This window comes from Arthrobacter sunyaminii, from assembly GCF_018866305.1.
GTDB classification, from domain to species: Bacteria; Actinomycetota; Actinomycetes; order Actinomycetales; family Micrococcaceae; genus Arthrobacter_B; species Arthrobacter_B sunyaminii.
Genome location: NZ_CP076456.1, coordinates 1,392,264 through 1,410,290, shown reverse-complemented (window position 1 = coordinate 1,410,290; position 18,027 = coordinate 1,392,264). Strand labels below are relative to the sequence as shown.

The window sequence follows — 18,027 nt, the reverse complement described above, 5'->3', positions numbered from 1 at the left end:
AGCTCAGGCTTCCAGGACCACCGGAACGATCATCGGGCGCCGGCGCAGGCGCCGGTTGACCCAGGTCCCCACCACGCGGCGGACCACCTGCTGCAGCTGGTACGTGGTGTGGTCCTTGTTGGAGGTCACCGCTTCTTCCAGCGCCTGGCTGATCTTGGGCTTGATTTCGTCGAACACCGCGTCGCCTTCCGCGAAGCCCCGGGCGTGGATCTCCGGACCGGAGACAATGGTGCCGGTGCTGCGGTTGACCACGGTGATAACGGAGATGAAGCCTTCCTCGCCGAGGATGACACGGTCCTTGATGTCGGTGTCGGTGATCTCGCCGACGCTGGAGCCGTCCACATAGACGAAGCCGCACTCCACGGCGCCCACCACGCTGGCTTTCCCGTCGCGCAGGTCCACCACTGTTCCGTCATCGGCCAGGATCACGTTCTCCGCGGGCACGCCCGTTGCTTCGGCGAGCTTGCCGTTGGCGATCAGGTGCCGGGTCTCCCCGTGGACGGGCATGGCGTTTTTCGGCTTGAGAATGTTGTAGGTGTACAGCAGTTCGCCGGCCGAGGCGTGTCCTGAAACGTGGATCTTGGCGTTGCCCTTGTGCACCACGTCGGCGCCGAGCTTCATCAGGCCGTTGATGACCCGGAAGACGGCATTTTCATTGCCGGGTATCAGGGACGAGGCCAGGATGACGGTGTCTCCCCTTCCCACCCGGATCCGGTGATCGCCGTTGGCCATGCGGGACAGGGCAGCCATCGGCTCCCCCTGGGATCCGGTGGACATCAGCACGAGCCGGTCATCGGGCAAGTCATCGACATTCTTGAGATCCACCAGGATGCCGTCCGGGACGTTGAGGTACCCGAGTTTCTCGGCAATGGCCATGTTGCGCACCATGGACCGGCCCACGAAGCAGACCTTGCGGTTATGCACGGCTGCCGCGTCCAGGACCTGCTGGACCCGGTGGATATGCGAAGAGAAGGACGCAACAATGATGCGTTTCTTCACCTTGCCGAACAGGGCCTCCAGCACCGGGCCGATTTCCCGCTCAGCCGTGGTGAACCCCGGAACATCGGCGTTGGTGGAGTCCGCCATGTAAAGGTCCACGCCCTCCTGTCCCAGCCGGGCAAAGGCCCGCAGGTCAGTGATCCGGCCGTCCAGCGGCAGCTGGTCCATCTTGAAGTCGCCGGTGTGCAGGACCGTTCCGCCGGCGGTGCGGATGAACACGGCCAGGGCATCCGGAATGGAGTGGTTCACGGCCACGAATTCGCACTCGAACGGCCCGAACTGTTCCACCTGCCCCTCAGTAACCGTGAAGCTGAACGGCTTGATGCGGTGTTCCTGCAGCTTGGCCTCCACCAGGGCCAGGGTCAGCTGGGAACCAATGAGCGGAATGTCCTGCTTCAGCCGCAGCAGGTACGGAACCGCACCGATGTGGTCCTCGTGGCCGTGGGTAAGAACCACGCCCACGACGTCGTCCAGCCGGTCTTCTATGTAGGAGAAGTCCGGCAGGATCAGGTCCACGCCCGGCTGGTTCTCTTCCGGAAAGAGGACGCCGCAGTCCACGATCAGCAGCTTGCCGTTGATCTCAAAGACGGCCATGTTGCGGCCGATCTCGCCAAGGCCGCCCAGCGGAACGATCCGCAGGGTGTCCTCTGCCAGGGCCGGCGGGGTTCTCAGGACGGAATCCGCTGTTTCGATCATGGTGCCCTACGCCTTACTCTCGGAGCGGGCACGGGAGAAGTCCCAGCCGGCTTCGGCCAGGTCTGTCAGGATCGTCTCCATTTCGACGGCGTCCGGGCCCACGAGCGGCAGCCGGACGGTTGCATTGGGAATGACTCCCTGCATTTTCAGGATCTGCTTGGCGGACACGGCGCCGGGAATGTGGGTCATGACAGCGCGGATCACGGGATCCAGTTCGAAATGGATCCGCCGGGCGGTGGCGAAATCCCCCGCGGCGGCGGCATCCACGAGTGCGCGGAACTGGGCGGTGGCCACGTGGGCGCTCACGCTGACCACGCCCACGGCTCCGGCGGCCATCCACGGCAGGGTCAGGCCGTCGTCGCCGGCGTAGACATCGAGGGTGGTGTTGGCCAGGACGCGGGTGACGGCGGCGAAGTCCGCCTTTGCGTCCTTCAGTGCCAGGACCGAGGGGATGTTGGCGAGCCGGACCAGGGTGTCCGTGGAAAGCGCGATGCCGGCACGGCCGGGAATGTCGTAGATCATGATCGGCAGGTCGGTGGCGGCGGCAACCGCTTCGAAATGCGCGACGACGCCGGCCTGGGTGGGCTTGTTGTAATACGGCGTCACGACAAGCTGGCCGTCGGCCCCTGCCCGGAGCGCCCGCCGGGCCATTTCCACGGAGTGGGATGTGTGGTTGGTTCCGGTTCCGGCAATAACCTTCGCGCGGCCGCCCACGGTTTCGGCGACGACCCGGAACAGGTCTTCCTTTTCGCTGTCCTCCAGGGTGGAGGTTTCACCCGTGGTTCCGGAAACCACCAGGCCGTCACAGCCGTCTTCCACCAGCTTGTTGGCAAGTTGGGCCGTGGCGTCGAAGTCCACGGCTCCGTCCTCGGTGAACGGTGTCACCATTGCGGTGACGAGGGTTCCAAACGGAAGTGCACGAATATCAGAGTCAGCCATGGGTAAAACGTTACCCGGTGCACGCATCCTTGGGACAATGCGCACCCTGTTCGCGGCGCCCGTGAAGCCATCCCGGCGGCGCTGCGGAAGTTGAGGGCCGCTGTGAGACGATCGGATCATGATCGGACGGCGCCTTACGGGTATCGACGCGGCCCGGGGCGTTGCGCTTCTGGGCATGATGGCGACCCACATCTTTTCCCTGTACAACGAGCAGACCGGTGAGCCGAGCTGGACGGGACTGGTGTTTTCCGGCCGTTCCTCGGCCCTGTTTGCGGTAGTGGCCGGGATTGGCCTGGCGCTGCTCACCGGGGGCAGCCAGCCGCGCTCCGGCCGGGCATTGTCAGCGGACCGCCGCGGCATCGCCATGCGTGCCCTGATCATCGCCCTGGTCGGATTGACGCTTGGCGGGCTGGACACCTCCATCGCCGTCATCCTGTTCCATTACGGCGTCCTGTTCCTGCTTGCCCTGCCCTTTGTAGGCATGCGCGTCCCAAAGCTGGCGCTGTGGGCCGGCGGCTGGCTGCTGCTCTCCCCCGCCGTGGCCTATCTGGTCCGGCCCTGGATCTACACCCATGTTTCTCCCGCCACGCTGGGCAGCAATATCGGCTGGGAGGCGTTCCTGGAGCCGGGAACGCTGGCCGCGGATGTCTTCTTCACCGGTTTTTATCCGGTGTTCCAGTGGTTGAGCTACCTGTTGATCGGACTGCTCATCGGCCGGTTGAAGCTGGCGGAACTGACGGTTCAGGCGGGTCTGGTTGCGGCCGGGATTGTTGCCGCCGCCGGAGCGAAGTTCCTCAGCTATTACCTGCTGCTGGAGCAGGGCGGGCTGGACGCCATCCTGGACACCAATTCCGGACGCATCTGGCCCCTGGCGCGGATGATGGAAGTCAACCTGGCGGGTGTGGAACAGACCGGATCCTGGTGGTGGCTCGCGGTCAGCGGCCCCCACTCGGGAACTCCGCTGGACCTGCTGCACACAGCCGGAACCTCGGCCGCCGTCGTCGGCGTCTGCCTGCTGCTGACCCGGGCCCGACCCAACCTGCTGCTGCCGCTGTCCGCCGCCGGGGCCATGACGCTGACCCTGTACAGCCTGCATGTGTGGGTCATGTCCGTCACCGACGCCTCCCCAACGCCGCCGGAACCGGTGCTGCTGTTCTGGCTTTCAGCCATCGCCGCTGCCGGCATCGGCATCGGTTTTCTCAAACTCGGCTCCCGCGGACCCCTGGAACTGGTGACCCACGGTGCCTCACAGCTGGTCCGGCAGGGCTCCCGGACCGGCACATAGCCTTATCCGTGCCGGAGGAAGCGTTCCGGAACCGCTATTTGTACAGGCTTCCGGCGCGGCGCATGGCGCTGCGGGCGCGTTTGCGGTCGCCGGCGGCGTCGTACGCGCAGGACAGCCGGAACCACGCGCGCCAGGAGGCGGGCTGAGCCTCGACCTCGGCCTGGTACTTCGGGAATTCGGCGTCGGCAGCCTCCCGGATGATCCGGCCGCCGGGCGTGCGCGGAAGATTGTCCACCGGCAACCCGCCCTCGTCAGCGAGAATGTGCGCCATTTTTTCGGTCTTGGCACCGAACTGGAGTTCGCGGATCAGTGCCCAGGCTCCCACAATGGGGAGCACCAAATAGGCTGCACCGAGTGCCTTGGCACTGAGTTCGTCAGCGGTCAGCAGCGTCCAGCCGCGCTGGAACGCGACCACCATGTAAAACACCAGCAGGAGGGTGACCAGCAAAACGCCGATCTTGGCTTTGTTCGTGAAAAGCCCGGAGAAGAAAGACAACGTGTTCCTTAAGCGATCAGGGGTGCGGCGTTCAGGAGTTGGACGCGCTGAGATTGAGATAACCGTCAAGGCCGACGGTCAGTCCCGGGTGGGCTGCGGCTTCGCGAACCCCCAGCAGGACTCCAGGCATGAAGGATGCCCGGTCGAAGGAATCGTGGCGGATGGTGAGCTGCTCCCCTGCGCCTCCAAAGAGCACTTCCTGGTGTGCCACCAGTCCGCGCAGCCGGACGGAGTGCACACGGACACCGTCAATGTCCGCGCCGCGCGCGCCGGGAACCTCCTTGGTGGTGGCATCCGGTGACGGTTCCACTCCCGCTTCGGCACGCGCCTGCGCAATCAGTGCTGCGGTGCGCACCGCTGTTCCGGACGGCGCGTCGATCTTGTCCGGGTGATGCAGCTCAATGACTTCCACCGACTCGAAGTACCGGGCAGCCTGGGCCGCAAACGCCGTGGCCAGGACTGAGCCAAGGGCAAAGTTCGGAGCAATCAGGACGGCAGTGCCGGGATGCTCCTCCAGGAGAGCGGAGAGGCGTTCCAGCCGGTCCGCGTCCCAGCCGGTGGTGCCGACCACGGCATGCATGCCGTGCTCGACGGCGAAGCGGACGTTGGCTTCGGTGCTGTCCGGAACAGTGAGGTCAATGACGTACTGCGCGCCGGAAGAGACGAGGGTGTCCAGCGAATCCCCGCGGCCCAGTGCCGCCACCAGCTTGAGGTCCGGTGCAGCTTCAACGGCTTTCACGGCTTCGGATCCCATGCGGCCGGCGGCCCCGAGGACGGCTACGGCTAGTTGCTCAGTCATGCCTCCAGATTACCGGTCACAGCGAAGCCCCCGTGACACCGGCCGGGTCAGCCGCTGACGCCCACCCACTCGGTTGTTCCGTCCTGGAATCCCTGCTCCTTCCAGATAGGCACCCGTTCCTTCACGGTGTCCACCAGTTCGGAGCAGGCGGCGAACGCCACGCCCCGGTGCGCGGAGGCGACGGCGGCCACCAGGGCGGCGTCGCCGATCTGCAGCGGACCGGTCCGGTGCCCCACCCAAATCCGGACGCCGTCATATTTCGCCGCAATGTCGGCTGCCACCGCGGCAATGACCTCTTCGGCGCTGGGATGCGCACTGTAGGACAGGCTGGCGACGCCTCGGCCGCCGTCGTGGTTGCGGACAATTCCACTGAACCCCACCACGGCGCCACAGGCCGGCGACCATGCTGCGCCGTTTGCATGCTCGGCGTTCAGGGGCAGGTCCGAGACCGTGGCGTTGACGACCTCGGAGGCGCTTTCCGTCCCGTTGCCGCCTGTGCTGTCAGTGCTCATTGTGTCCTTCCAACTGTCCGCAGATATGTCCGATGACCGGTTCCAGCACGGCCAGGCCTTCCGCCACGGCCCCGGGCGAGCCGGGCAGGTTCACGATGAACGTCCGTCCGGCGGTTCCGGCGTGGCCGCGGCTGATGGCGGCCATGGGGGTTTTGGTGCGGCCGTCCGCACGCAGCGCTTCCATGATCCCGGGTACTTCCCGGTCCAGCAGCGGGAGCGTCTGTTCAGGGGTGCGGTCGTCGGGGCTGAGCCCGGTCCCGCCGCTGGTGAGGATCACTGCCGGCTCCAGCGCGAGCATCCGCTGCAGCGCCTCCCCCACCGCGTCGCCGTCGGGCACCACCTCGGCGAGCACAACATCGAACCCGAGGGCATAGAGCCAGTCCGCGGCCAGGGGACCACATTCATCCTCATAGATGCCGCGGGCGGCGCGGGTGGAAGCAATGAGAACGGCCGCAGTGCGGCGCGGCTGCTGATGCGGGTGCTGCGGGACGTTGGGCAGGGTGCTCACAGGCTCCAGTCTCCGCTCTTGCCGCCGGATTTGGCGAGCACCCGGATGTCGCTGATGGAGGCGTGCTTGTCCACCGCTTTGATCATGTCGTAGAGGGTCAGGGCCGCCACCGTCGCGGCGGTCAGCGCTTCCATTTCCACGCCGGTGAGGGCCTTGGTCTTCGCTGTGGCACGGATGACGACGTCGGCTTCCCCGGCTTCGAAGTCCACGGTCACCTTGGTCAGGGGCAGCGGATGGCACAGCGGGATCAGGGTGGAGGTCTGTTTGGCGCCCATGATTCCGGCGATGCGGGACACGGCCAGGGCGTCCCCCTTGGGCAGTCCGCCCTCGGACACCAGCTGCACCACCTCGGCGGTGGTGCGCAGCCGGGCCTGCGCCGTGGCCTCGCGCGTGGTTTCGGACTTGGCGGAGACATCCACCATGTGGGCGGAGCCGTCTTCGCGGACATGGGTGAGCCCGAGCTGCTGCTCGTCGCTGCCGGCCATGAGTATTTCCCTTCGTGTGTGAAGCTGGGCTCCACGCTTGGTTTTGGTGCTGGTTTATACAGTCTTGGTTGGTCTTGGAGTCTTGGTGTTGGTCGGAATCCGGGTTTGGGCTAGCGGTCCAACAGCCATACTGTCACTTCGGTGCCGGCGGGGAAGGAATCCCGTCCCGCGGGCAGATGAACCAGGGCATTGGATGAGGCCAGGGCGTGGACGAGATGGGAGCTGGCTCCGCCCAGCAGTTCCACCTGCCCGGTGCCGCCGGGTTCAGCGGGGGGCAGGTACCGGCCGCGCCGGACCTGGTGCTTGCCTGCAGGGCTGTGAACGTCGCCGGTCAGCAGCGCGGGCAGTTCCGGGCGCGGACGGGGCAGCCCGGTCACTGAGCCCAGCGCCGGGCGCAGGAACATTTCAAAGGACACCACACAGCTGACCGGGTTGCCGGGAAACGCCAGAAACGGAATGCCGGCAACCCTGCCGATCCCCTGCGGGCCGCCGGGCTGCATCGCCACCGACAGGAACCGCACATCCTGATCGGCCAGCCCCTGCTTGACCACTTCGTAGGCACCCTTGCTGATGCCGCCCGAGGTGATGACGAGATCAGGCTGCAGGGAGGTGAGGTCCTCCTGCAGCCGGGTTCGGAACTCCTCCGGCGAGTCGGCCAGTACCCGGGTGAGCAGCACTGTGGTTCCGGCTTCCTCCAGCAGGGCCCGCAGCAGGGTGGTGTTGGCATCGTGGATCTGTCCAGGCTGCAGCGGCCGGCCCGGTTCCACCACCTCGTCGCCTGTGGTCAGCAGGAGGATCCGGGGCCGGGTCCGCACCGCCACCCGCGCCAGCCCCAGCGCTGCCAGCAGGCCCAGCTGCCCGGGACCCAGGACTGTTCCGGCCGGCAGGGCCTCAGCTCCGGCGCGGATGTCGCTGCCGGCGCCGCGCACATACTGTCCGGCGGGAACTCCGGCCGGGAGCGCAACGGTGGGCCGGGCCGCCGCTCCGGCCGTGGTCTCGACCGCAGGGCTCGATGCTGCGGGCGGAAACGAGTCCGGTACCGCCTGCTCAATGGGCACGACGGCGTCCGCTCCGGACGGGAGCATAGCCCCGGTCATGATGGGCGCGGCTGTGCCCGGTGCCAGGGCGGCAGGCTCGGAGCCGGCAGGAATGGCTGCCGCCACCGCCAGTTCAACGCGCTTCCCCGGCCCGGCCAGATCCGCGGAGGAAACGGCGTAGCCGTCCATCTGCGAGTTCGCGAAGGGCGGCAGGTTTCCGGGGGCAGCGACGTCAGCTGCCAGGATCCGTCCCCGGGCGCTGATCAGGTCAGTGTCTTCCTGGCCCGGCGGGCGCTCGCGGAATCCGGCCGCGAGCAGATCAAGCACGGCCTCCTGATGCCCGGCCACGCTGCGCGGCGCGCCCGGACCGGCTGGACGAGCCCCCGGCTCATCGGCTGGCGTGGTGGTGGGTGTGGACACCGGACTCCTAGGGGCGGGCGGAATTGACGAGACGGGGACAGCTGGTGTTACTTGGCATTCACTCGAATTGTATGCAGGCCGGTGGCACCGTCGGGTACAACCGGCCGCTGTGTTTCATCCTGTTCGGTGCCGTTGGCGTCGATGGCCCGGACGGTGACTGTGTGTTCACCCGGGCTCAGATCAACGCCGGCGGACCACTGCACCCAGGTGTCGGCCGAGATCGCGGGAGCCAGGTCAGCGTCCTGCCAGCCGCCGTCGTCGACCCTTACCTGCACCCCGCGGATGCCGGTGTGCTGAGCCCAGGCCATGCCGGCCACAGTGGTTTTTCCGGCATCCGGCGAAGCACCCCGGGAGGGTGTGTCGATACGGGAGGACAGCTTGACCGGCCCGCGTTCGGTCCAGCCGCGCTGGGTCCAGTAGGCCACTTCGTCGCTGAACCGGGTGACCTTCAGTTCCGTGACCCACTTGGTCGCCGACACGTACCCGTACAGTCCCGGCACCACCAGGCGCACCGGAAAGCCGTGTTCCAGCGGCAGCGGTTCACCGTTCATGCCTACGGCCAACAGAGCGTCACGGTTGTCCGTCAGGGCTTCGAGCGGGGTGGAAGCCGTCCACCCGTCCCGGCTGGTGGACAGCACCATGTCGGCGCCGTTCTGAACACCGGCCGCGGCAAGCAGGTTCCGGACCGGCCAGCCCAGCCACTTGGCGTTGCCGACCAGGCTGCCGCCCACTTCGTTGGAAACGCACGCGAGCGTGACATAGCTTTCCTGCAGCGGCTTGGCGAGCAACTCGGCAAAGCTGATCTCCACCTCCCGGTCCACCAGGCCCGTGACCTTGAGGGTCCATTCACCGGCATCGACCAGCGGAACGCTCAGCGCGGTGTCGATGCGGTAAAAATCTGCGGCCGGTGTAATCACGGGGTCCAGCCCGGTGATCCCGAGATCCGCTCCGGCGGGGACCGGCGCTGCCGGGGTCACCGCAGCGGGCAGGACCACACCGTCGCGCAGAGCCACCGCGTTCACCTGTCCCGCGCGTGAACCGCCGGCCAGTGCGCCCGCCACCACGCCCACCGCTGCCCCTCCGCCGATGGTCATTAGAACATCGCGGCGCCTGGCACCGGCTTCTTCGGGGAGCGAATCGCGCCACCGCCCGAGTCGGGTGGTCAGCGCCCGCAGCACCAGGATTCCCACCGCGGCGGCCAGGAGCGGGGGCAGCAGGGACAGCACGCTCATCTGTGCCCTGGTCAGTACGGCGGCCAGGCCGGCCGCACCCAAAAGACCGATCACGACGGCGCCCGCCGGCGGGCGGCGCAGCTGCAGGACACCGGCAGCCGCACCGCACAGCGCGATGACCGCAGACATGGCCACCAGGAACGCCGCCTTGTCCGCCGTTCCGAACAGGCCGATGGCCCAGTCCTTCACCGGTCCGGGCATCCCGTCGATGACCACGGAACCCACCGCGCTCACCGGCGAAAGCGACGGGCTCATCAGCGCTGCCGAAAGCTCCCCGGCAACCACGCCAAGGCCCGCCGCCACGATGCCCCCAGCGGCGGCCCACAGGGAGAGTTTCGAGGCCGTGCGTATCATGCCGCTCGCTTCTGTTGATGTTCCGCCGCCGATGGGTTGTCCATCGCGGTTTTGTTTTCCGCTGGTCTCCTGCTGGTCTGTTCTATCGGTACCGGCTGGGCGGATGCTGAGAAGCCCGGTGCGGCCGGTCAGCGCGGCAGCAGCAGTGCCACCCCGAAGCGTGCCAGCGCCAGCAGCACCAGGTAGAGCGAGATCAGGATCAGGCAGATCCCCAGCGCGATTTCCGGCTGGTTGGAGTTCAGGCTGAGCTCGATCTGCAGCGGCAGGGTACGGGTGCGGCCCTCGATGCTGCCGGCGAAGGTGATGGTGGCGCCGTACTCGCCCAGGGAACGGGCGAAGGCGAGCAGAGCGCCGACAATGATGCCGGGCAGTGCCAGCGGCACGGTGATGTAGCGCAGGATTGCGGTGGGCCCGGCTCCGGAGGTGGCGGCGGCCATTTCCAGGTCATGGTCAACGGCCCGCAGGCTGCTCAGCGATGCCACCACAAAGAACGGAAGCGAGACAAACACCTGCACAATCAGGACCGCGGCCGGCGAGTAACCCACGCCCAGGCCTGCGGATTCCAGCAGCCGGCCTGCGATTCCCTGCCGTCCCCAGAAGTACAGCAGGGCAATGCCGGACACCACCGGGGACAGCACCAGCGGAATGAGCAGGATGCCGCGCAGCAACTGCATCCATGGCCCGGACAGCTTGCTGAAGAGCACCGCCAGCGGCAGGCCCAGCGCTACGCAGATCAGCGTGGAGCCCACAGACGTGGCCAGCGACAGTCCCAGCGCCGTGCGGGCTTCGGAGGCGGTCAGCAGTGAGCCCAGCGAGGTCCAGGGGACGTTGAGCAGGAGCGCCGCCACCGGGCCGGCGCAGAACAGCAGCGCCAGCGATGCAGGAATCCACAGCCATGCCGGTGTGGTGGCTCGTGCTTCACGGTTCATTGCGCTGCCCCGTTCCGGCTCACGGTCATTGCCTCTGCCACTGCCCCGGTCACTGTCCCGGAGGACGGAAGCCTGCCTCGCGGAAGATCCGGGCGGCGTCCTCACCTGTAAGCCACTCATAGAATCGGACTGCTGCCTCATGCTTCGCTCCCTCCGCAGTCAGCGCCGCGGGGTACTGGTTCGGTTCGGGATCATTCAGTTCAACATACGTCACCCCTTGGTTCGCAGCCGAGAGCGCGTCGGTTTGGTACACCAGCCCGGCATCCGCCTGTCCCGTTGTCACCTTGGTCAGGACCGCCCGGGCGCTGTCCTCCCGGCTTTCCCCGTCCAGCGCCACGCCGGCGCTTTCCAGCACGCGCGCCGCAGCCCGGCCGCACGGCACTGAGGCTGCGCAGACGGCAGTCTGCACTTCTTCCGAGGACAAATCGGCAAGTGACCTCACCTTCCCTGGATTCCCGGGGGCCAGCGCCAGGACAGTGGCATTTCCGGCGACTACCCGGCCGGACGCTGTCAGCCCCTCCTCCCGGACCGCGTCCATGGCCTCCAGGTCCGCAGTGATGACGATGTCGGCCTTGGCGCCGGACAAAAGCTGTCCACTGAGCTGGGCGCTTGAGCCGAGGTTGATGCGCAGCCGGCCACCGCCGTCGTAGGCTTCATCCATGGCTTCGATCACGTCGGTGAGGGAAGCAGCGGCGAATACCGTGATGTCGGGTGCCTGCGTCCCCGCGCCGCTGTCCGCGGGCGCGGAACAGCCGGCCGCAACAGCCAGCAGGGCAGCGGAGGCAGCCAGAAGTGGCCGGTTATGACGGATAAAACGCATTGATAGAGCCTAACCGTGAAAGGGCGTAACCTCGACCCATGGGTATCCAGCTGGGAATGCCGTCCATCGGCTCGCCTCCAAGCGCGGCCGGCTCCGCCGGGTGCGCCCCCGTTTCGAGTGACTCCGTCGTTCCTGACGGCGGACCCGTTGCCTACGGCTCCGCGGCGGCAGCCGGCGTCCGCAGCGCCGACGGGCTGCTGGACCGGTACGGACGCCGGGCCACCGATATGCGGCTTTCCCTAACAGACAAGTGCAATCTGCGCTGCACCTACTGCATGCCCGCCGAGGGTTTGGACTGGCTGGCCAAGGACAGGGTCCTCAGTGCCGCAGAGATTATCCGGCTGGTGCGGATCGGCGTGGACGTGCTCGGAGTCCGGGAACTGCGCCTGACCGGTGGCGAACCCCTCGTGCGCGCCGATCTGGTGGACATTGTGGCGGGAATCCGCAGCAACCATCCGGACCTTCCCATCTCGCTGACCACCAACGGTCTGGGCCTGGACAAAAAAGCGCAGGCGCTCAAGGACGCCGGTCTGACCCGTATCAATGTGTCGCTGGATTCGCTGCATCCGGATACCTTCGCCCAGCTGACCCGCCGGCCGTTCCTGCCCCGGGTGCTGGCCGGAGTGGAGGAAGCGGCGCGCGTGGGGCTGGGACTGATCAAGATCAATGCGGTCCTGATGCGCGGCATCAACGACGTCGAATCACCGGACCTGCTCGAATGGGCCGTCAGCCACGGCTTTGAGCTGCGGTTTATTGAGCAGATGCCGCTGGACGCAGACCACGGCTGGACCCGCGAGGGTATGATTTCCGCGGCGGAGATCCGCGGCTGGCTGGAACGGGACTTCATCCTCACTCCTGATCCGCGGCAGCGCGACGGCGCGCCCGCCGAACGCTGGGAAGTCCGGCGACGCAGCGCTCCCGATGTTGTGGCCGGCATCGTGGGCATCATTGCCTCGGTCACCGAACCGTTCTGCGCGGACTGTCGGCGAACGCGGATCACGGCCGAGGGCAAGGTGCGCAGCTGCCTGTTTTCGCACGAGGAAACCGACCTGATGGAACTTCTCCGGACCGGAACCGGCGATGACGAGGTGGCGGCCCGCTGGCAGGACGCCATGTGGGGCAAGCCCAAAGCCCACGGAATGGACCATGCCGGTCTGGGAGACGCTGACTACGTGCAGCCGGACCGGACCATGAGCGCGATAGGCGGCTAAGTGCAGATTCGATATTTTGGAGCCGCGAAGGCGGCGGCCGGCGTGGAAGAAGAAATCCTGGCCGGCTTGGAGCCCGGCGTGGACGGCGTTGCCGAGGGTGCCCCGCTGAGTGACCTGCTGGACTTTCTGGCCACCCGGCATGATTCGGCCCCCGGGGGCACTCCCCCGCTGAAGAGTGTGATTTCGCGCAGCACCTTCCTGGTCAACGGGTTTGCTGCCCGGGACCGGTCCCTGCCGCTGGCTGCGTCAGACACTGTGGACATTCTGCCGCCCTTCGCCGGCGGGTAGCCGCAGATCGCCGGCGGCAGGAACCATTACGCACTCTTCTGTTCCTTTTATCCTTCGCGGTTGCGCAACTCCGTTTTGAGCAATTTACCGGTGGAGGTGCGGGGCATGTGGTCGATGATCTCGATGTACTTAGGGATCTTGAACCGGGACAGGATTGGAGCCACCGCCTCGCGGATGTCCTCCCCGCTCCTGATCTCAAAGCCTGTATCGGGCACGACGAATGCCTTGCCAACTTCACCCCATTGGTCGTCGGGCACCCCGACGACGGCGGCTTCGGCGACACCGGGCACGTTCAGCAGCGCGGTCTCCACTTCGGCCGGATACACGTTCTCTCCACCGGAGACATACATGTCCTTGTACCGGTCCCTGATCCAGTAATAGCCCTCTTCATCCCTCTCCGCTGCGTCCCCGGTGCAGAACCAGCCGTCAGTAAACGCCGCGGCAGTAGCGTCGGGGCGCTGCCAATACTCGTGAATGACGTTGGGACCTACAGTCTGGATTTCCCCGATCTCCCCCGGGCGTGCCGGCTCACCGCCCGGGGCGACGAGGCGCACATCGACGAGGAACTGCGGCTTGCCGGCGGAGCCGGCCTTGCCGATCCCTTCCTGGCCGTTAAGTTTGAGCACCATCGGGGCAGTTTCCGTCAGACCGTAGCCCTGTTGGACAGCCACGTCCCGCGCAGCCCAGCTGCGCAGAATGCGTTCGGGTACCGGCGCCCCGCCGACGACGATGTTCCGCAGCGACGACAAGTCAGTTGTGCTGAACAGGCGATGGTGCGCGAGGGCATCGAGAATTGACGGCACCGCGAACATGCTGGTCACCCCTCGATCCTGGATTGCCGAGAAGATGGCTTCCGGCTCCACCCGCCGGTGCACCACGATGGTGCCGCCTTTGAGGAAGGTCGGCAGCACAAGCCCGTTGAGCCCGGCGATGTGGAACAGCGGGGCAGCCGCGAGGCACACCTCGTCAGGGCGGATGTCCGAATCGATGAGGACATTGATGTCGTTGAAGAACAGGTTGCCGTGAGTGAGCAGCGCACCTTTGGGCCGACCGGTGGTACCGGAGGTATACATCAGCACCGCGGGATCATCCAGTCCACAGTTGGCCTCGGGCACCGGCTGCGAATCAACGGGCAGCTGCCCGTAGGCAACTTCGGCCGTCCCGGTTCCATCGATGTCCACCAGAACGCCGGCGGGGATCCTCTCGGCGATCATCCTGGTGGCTTCGGCCTGCTCCCGCCCGAAGAAGAGCACGAGCGCACCGCTGTCCTTCAGGATGTACTCCGCCTCTGCAGGCGCAAGCCGGGCGTTGACCAGCACGGAGATCGCCCCGATCCGCGTCGTGGCGAACAGGGTCTCGAGCAGCGCCGGGTGATTGACGCCCCAGTAGGCCACCCGGTCGCCCGGACCAACCCCTTGACGGGCCAGCCACGCGGAGAGTGATTCCACCCGGGCAGCGAACTGTGCGAATGTCAGCGCTGCACCCTCGAACTCCACTGCTACTCGATGGGGGCTCAGCGTTGCCCGCCGGCGCGGCCAGGATCCGATTCCTAAGTTCTGAAGGCTGGGCATGTCGTGTGGTCTGCTTTCGGTTTGAGGACGGGGGTCTTAGGCGCTTGGTCAGCGGGATGCGGTGAGGGTATCTTCGCCGGCGGGTTCGGGCGGGAGGGGCGCCTCGGCCCAGAAGCCGCGGATCAGACTGGCAAATTCCGCGGCCCGCTCGATCTGCGGCATGTGCCCGGTGTCTCGGAAGGCGTGGGTGCGGGCCTGCGGCAAGTGTTTGCCGGCGGCGGCGAGATGGGCGAACGGGAAGATCTTGTCCTTGTCCCCCCACACGACCAGGGCGGGTACGCGCTGCGCTGCGACTCCGGCCATCAACTCCTCGCGCCAGGCCTCGCGGGAACCGCGGATTGTGCCCAGTGCCGCAGCGGTGTCCAGGAAGACGCGGGTGGCGTCCGGTCTCGAGGCCAAACGGAATCCACGGTCAACCCTCTCGTCTGTGACCAGCGCAGGGTCGTGGAAGAGGTTGAGCTCTACGCGTCGTGCCGAGGCCGGACTGGGCTTGCCCATGAGCAGTTTGCCCAGCGGCCGGACCGACATCAGCCGGACCGGCAGGGCGACCTCGCGCCCGAAGCCGGCACTGCCGGCGAGCACGAGGCTGCGCACCCGCTCGGGAGACTGCAGCGACAGTTGCATGGCGACAGCTCCGCCGAGGGAGTTGCCCACCAGGTGCGCGGGCGAAGCGATACCCACCGCGTCCAGGAAGGCCGCCAGGAAGCGGGCCAAGGCCGGCAGCGTGTACGGTTCGCCCAGAGGCGCGGATTCACCGAAGCCAGCCAGGTCGACGCTTACGACGCGGTACCCGTGGCCGGCGAGCAACTCGTGCTGCTCGGTCCAGTCCTCGAGGCTGCGGCCGATTCCGTGCACCAGCACCACCGGGGTGCCCTCCCCCTCGTCGCGGTACCGGACCTGTCCGCCCCCAACCAGGACGCTCTGAGTATGAGGAGTATTGAGCCCCTCTGCCAGCGCCGGCCGGGAGGCCGGAACGCCGTCGTTGCGCTGGAAGCTGATGGACCCGTCCTCAAGCCGGCCACTGAAGAGCCGGATGTCCTTCATATAGTTCTGGTGCAGCCGCCAGGGCACCCGCGAACCCTGCTTAGGCATCCCGTCGACTCCCCGCCGGATGTAGCCGGCGTCGAGATCGAGGAAAGGATGGGGAGTTTCATCTGCGGGGGTGAGCGGGGTTGCGCTGGCATACCCGTTCGCGTCCAGATGCCGCAGCAGACGGAATGTGTATCGGCTGATCAAATCGGCCTTCAGGGTCCAGGAAACGTTGGTGTACCCCGAGACCACGCTCAGGTTGGGCACACCGGAGATCATCATGCCCTTATAGACGAAGCGCTCGCCGACGTTGACTTTCTCGCCGTCGATGCTCAATGTCATGCCGCCCAGCCACTGCAGATTCAGCCCGGTGGCCGTCACGATAATGTCAGCGGGCAGCTGCTCGCCGGACTCAAGCTCGATCCCGTCCTCGGTGAAGGTCCGGGTGTTGCCGGTGACAATAGAGGCTTTGCCGCCGCGCAGGACAGTAAACAGGTCGCCGTCAGGGACCGCACAAATGCGCTGGTCCCACGGGTTGTAGGGCGGATTGAAGTGCGTATCGACGTCGTACCCCGCGGGAAGCAGCTTGATGGCGTCCTTACGGATCTTGGCACGAACCATGTCGGGCTTACTGCGGCTCAGTGTGTACCGCAGGTGCAGGTTCAGCCAGTTCTTCCACCGCAGGACCGAATAGGCCCCGGATGCAGGGAGCACGCGCCGCAATACATCGGCCAGAGGATCGGCGGCCGGCACGGACGCGATGTACGTGGGAGTGCGTTGCAGCATGGTGACGTGCGCGGCCTTATCGGCCATGCTCGGGAGCAGTGTCACAGCGGTGGCACCGCTGCCGATGACAACCACACGCTTGCCCGTGTAATCAAGATCCTCGGGCCAGTGCTGGGGGTGCACAATCTGCCCGCGGAAGCCCTCCTCACCCTTAAACACCGGGCGGTAGCCTTCGTCGTAGCGGTAGTACCCGGTGGCACCAATGACCCACGAGGCGGTGAATCTAACGGCCTCCCCCGTGTCTGTCCGCTCTGCGGTTACCGTCCATTGGGCGTCGGCCGTGGACCAGTCCGCTGACAAGACTCGGTGGTGGAACCGGATGTGGCTGGTAATTCCGTACTCGTCGGCGGTCTCCTCGACGTAGCGCCTGATCGGTTCCCCCTCGGAGATCACCTTCGGATCCTTCCACGGCTTGAAGGAGTAGCCGAAGGTGTACATGTCCGAATCGGAGCGGATGCCGGGGTAGCGGAACAGGTCCCAGGTCCCGCCAATGGCACCGCGCGACTCCAGGACCGCGTACCGCTTACCGGGACACTCCCTGACGAGATGGGCAGCGGCACCAATACCGGACAGGCCGGCTCCGATAATCAGGACGTCTACGTGCGTACTGGCCTCGATCATCGTTCTCCTTTGAAGATGTACTCGGTGAAAACAGGGCCTCGAACCAGAGAGGTGACGAACAGCCCAATAAGATATGATGAATATCACATTCATCACTATGAATTTTGAGCCTAGACTGAGTGCACACTCCCGTCAAGGAGCAATCCGAGCGGCTCGAACTCTTAGGGCAGAAAGAAGGCCGGATGTCGATCCAATCAAGCAGTCGCGCCCATGACGTGGCTGCCCTGCTGTCATCCCTTTCCGAGAGCTCCCCGCCCGGGGCACGCCTGGGGCAGAAGAATGAGCTCCGCGAACGGAGCGGAGCATCTTCCGGCTCTTTCAACGAGGGTCTGAAAATCGCGCAGGACCGGGGCGCCGTGGAGGTCCGCCGGGGTCCCGGCGGGGGCATCTTTGCTGTTGAACGGACCGTCCTTGGCCGCCTCGGTGGCGAGCTGATGACCCTGGACACCGGCGACCCCAGCGTGGCTGAGGCCCTGCGAATGCGCAACACCCTCGATCCGCTCGTCGTATCGGATGCACTGGATCACGCGACCATGGCCGACATAACCCGTTTGCGCGAACACCTGGGGCAGATGGAACAGTCGATTAAGACCTGGGACATGAACGGCTTCATGAAGGCATGCACCAATTATCAAAGACACGTGCTCTCCTTGTCGCCAAACGCCATGCTGCGTCCGGTCTACGGTGCACTGCTGGACATCCTGGAACGTGAAGGGGTGCCGATATCAACCATGGGCGGTGCCGTAAACGAAGAAGGTCTTCGTGCTCGCCTGGCATTCTTTATGCGGATGACAGCAGCCTTGGAAAGCCGGGACCGTGAAGCCGCGTACGCCGTCATGGTGGAATCCACCGTGGGCTGGCGCCCCTACCTTCCCCGCGAGAACAGCGCACCCAGCCAACACCCCTGACGTATATCAACGGCACTGAATGCCGTCCTTCGCGGGCGGATAGGCTCAGGAGCTCGGCGGTTAAACGGCAAAGGCACACCCGGGACGCGGTCCACGCCGGGT

17 protein-coding genes are annotated in these 18,027 nt (G+C 66.2%); 4 read left to right on the top strand and 13 right to left on the bottom strand.

The genetic code is table 11. The annotated features are described in order from the left end of the window. Positions 1-3 precede the first annotated feature (3 nt). A complete protein-coding gene (locus tag KG104_RS06185; RefSeq protein WP_104055402.1) occupies positions 4-1,695 on the bottom strand; it encodes a ribonuclease J in 1,692 nt (563 codons plus the stop codon). 6 nt (positions 1,696-1,701) lie between these two features. Beyond that, positions 1,702-2,634: a 4-hydroxy-tetrahydrodipicolinate synthase gene (gene dapA / locus KG104_RS06180; RefSeq protein WP_104055401.1), complete on the bottom strand. Its 933-nt coding sequence runs from the start codon at positions 2,632-2,634 to the stop codon at positions 1,702-1,704. Positions 2,635-2,752: 118 nt separating this feature from the next. On the opposite strand from dapA, the gene KG104_RS06175 reads away from it, so the two are divergent. Then, entirely contained in the window at positions 2,753-3,919 is a 1,167-nt protein-coding gene (locus KG104_RS06175; RefSeq protein WP_207347574.1) for a heparan-alpha-glucosaminide N-acetyltransferase domain-containing protein, read from the top strand. A gap of 34 nt (positions 3,920-3,953) precedes the next feature. Here the strand turns inward: KG104_RS06175 and KG104_RS06170 are convergent, their stop codons facing one another. The 9 genes from KG104_RS06170 to modA all read right to left on the bottom strand — a co-directional run bounded on the left by KG104_RS06170 (position 3,954) and on the right by modA (position 11,511). After that, complete coding sequence (locus KG104_RS06170) at positions 3,954-4,415, bottom strand: hypothetical protein (protein ID WP_104161845.1); 462 nt, start codon at positions 4,413-4,415, stop codon at positions 3,954-3,956. A 31-nt stretch (positions 4,416-4,446) separates the two neighbouring features. Beyond that, positions 4,447-5,214 (bottom strand): 4-hydroxy-tetrahydrodipicolinate reductase, encoded by a 768-nt coding sequence (gene dapB, locus KG104_RS06165; RefSeq protein ID WP_104161844.1) that lies wholly within the window; start codon positions 5,212-5,214, stop codon positions 4,447-4,449. Between the two features lie 47 nt (positions 5,215-5,261). Then, positions 5,262-5,726, bottom strand: a complete 465-nt coding sequence (locus KG104_RS06160; protein WP_104161843.1) for a molybdenum cofactor biosynthesis protein MoaE — start codon at positions 5,724-5,726, stop codon at positions 5,262-5,264. Beyond that, a complete protein-coding gene (locus KG104_RS06155) occupies positions 5,716-6,234 on the bottom strand; it encodes a MogA/MoaB family molybdenum cofactor biosynthesis protein (RefSeq protein ID WP_207347573.1) in 519 nt (172 codons plus the stop codon). Before KG104_RS06155 ends, KG104_RS06160 begins: the two co-directional genes overlap by 11 nt. Further along, positions 6,231-6,719, bottom strand: coding sequence for a cyclic pyranopterin monophosphate synthase MoaC (moaC, locus tag KG104_RS06150; protein WP_104055395.1), 489 nt, complete (start codon positions 6,717-6,719; stop codon positions 6,231-6,233). Before moaC ends, KG104_RS06155 begins: the two co-directional genes overlap by 4 nt. A gap of 110 nt (positions 6,720-6,829) precedes the next feature. Continuing rightward, on the bottom strand, positions 6,830-8,176 hold the full coding sequence (locus KG104_RS06145) for a molybdopterin molybdotransferase MoeA (protein WP_207347572.1): 1,347 nt from the start codon (positions 8,174-8,176) through the stop codon (positions 6,830-6,832). 47 nt (positions 8,177-8,223) lie between these two features. Continuing rightward, positions 8,224-9,762 (bottom strand): molybdopterin-dependent oxidoreductase, encoded by a 1,539-nt coding sequence (locus KG104_RS06140; protein ID WP_207347571.1) that lies wholly within the window; start codon positions 9,760-9,762, stop codon positions 8,224-8,226. 128 nt (positions 9,763-9,890) lie between these two features. Beyond that, entirely contained in the window at positions 9,891-10,691 is an 801-nt protein-coding gene (locus tag KG104_RS06135) for a molybdate ABC transporter permease subunit (protein ID WP_207347570.1), read from the bottom strand. A gap of 49 nt (positions 10,692-10,740) precedes the next feature. After that, positions 10,741-11,511, bottom strand: coding sequence for a molybdate ABC transporter substrate-binding protein (gene modA, locus KG104_RS06130; RefSeq protein ID WP_207347569.1), 771 nt, complete (start codon positions 11,509-11,511; stop codon positions 10,741-10,743). Positions 11,512-11,549: 38 nt separating this feature from the next. Here modA and moaA point away from each other — a divergent pair, with 38 nt between their 5' ends. Both moaA and KG104_RS06120 read left to right on the top strand, forming a co-directional pair. Beyond that, a complete protein-coding gene (gene moaA, locus KG104_RS06125; protein WP_237685412.1) occupies positions 11,550-12,722 on the top strand; it encodes a GTP 3',8-cyclase MoaA in 1,173 nt (390 codons plus the stop codon). Continuing rightward, entirely contained in the window at positions 12,723-13,010 is a 288-nt protein-coding gene (locus KG104_RS06120; RefSeq protein ID WP_104104586.1) for a MoaD/ThiS family protein, read from the top strand. It abuts the gene before it with no gap. A gap of 47 nt (positions 13,011-13,057) precedes the next feature. On the opposite strand, the gene KG104_RS06115 is transcribed toward KG104_RS06120, so the two are convergent. Both KG104_RS06115 and KG104_RS18025 read right to left on the bottom strand, forming a co-directional pair. Then, positions 13,058-14,581, bottom strand: a complete 1,524-nt coding sequence (locus KG104_RS06115; RefSeq protein ID WP_207347568.1) for an acyl-CoA synthetase — start codon at positions 14,579-14,581, stop codon at positions 13,058-13,060. Between the two features lie 48 nt (positions 14,582-14,629). After that, entirely contained in the window at positions 14,630-17,017 is a 2,388-nt protein-coding gene (locus KG104_RS18025) for an alpha/beta fold hydrolase (RefSeq protein ID WP_237687003.1), read from the bottom strand. Positions 17,018-17,199: 182 nt separating this feature from the next. Between KG104_RS18025 and KG104_RS06105 the strand changes: the two genes are divergently transcribed. After that, a complete protein-coding gene (locus tag KG104_RS06105; RefSeq protein WP_207347567.1) occupies positions 17,200-17,925 on the top strand; it encodes a FadR/GntR family transcriptional regulator in 726 nt (241 codons plus the stop codon). Positions 17,926-18,027 lie beyond the last annotated feature (102 nt).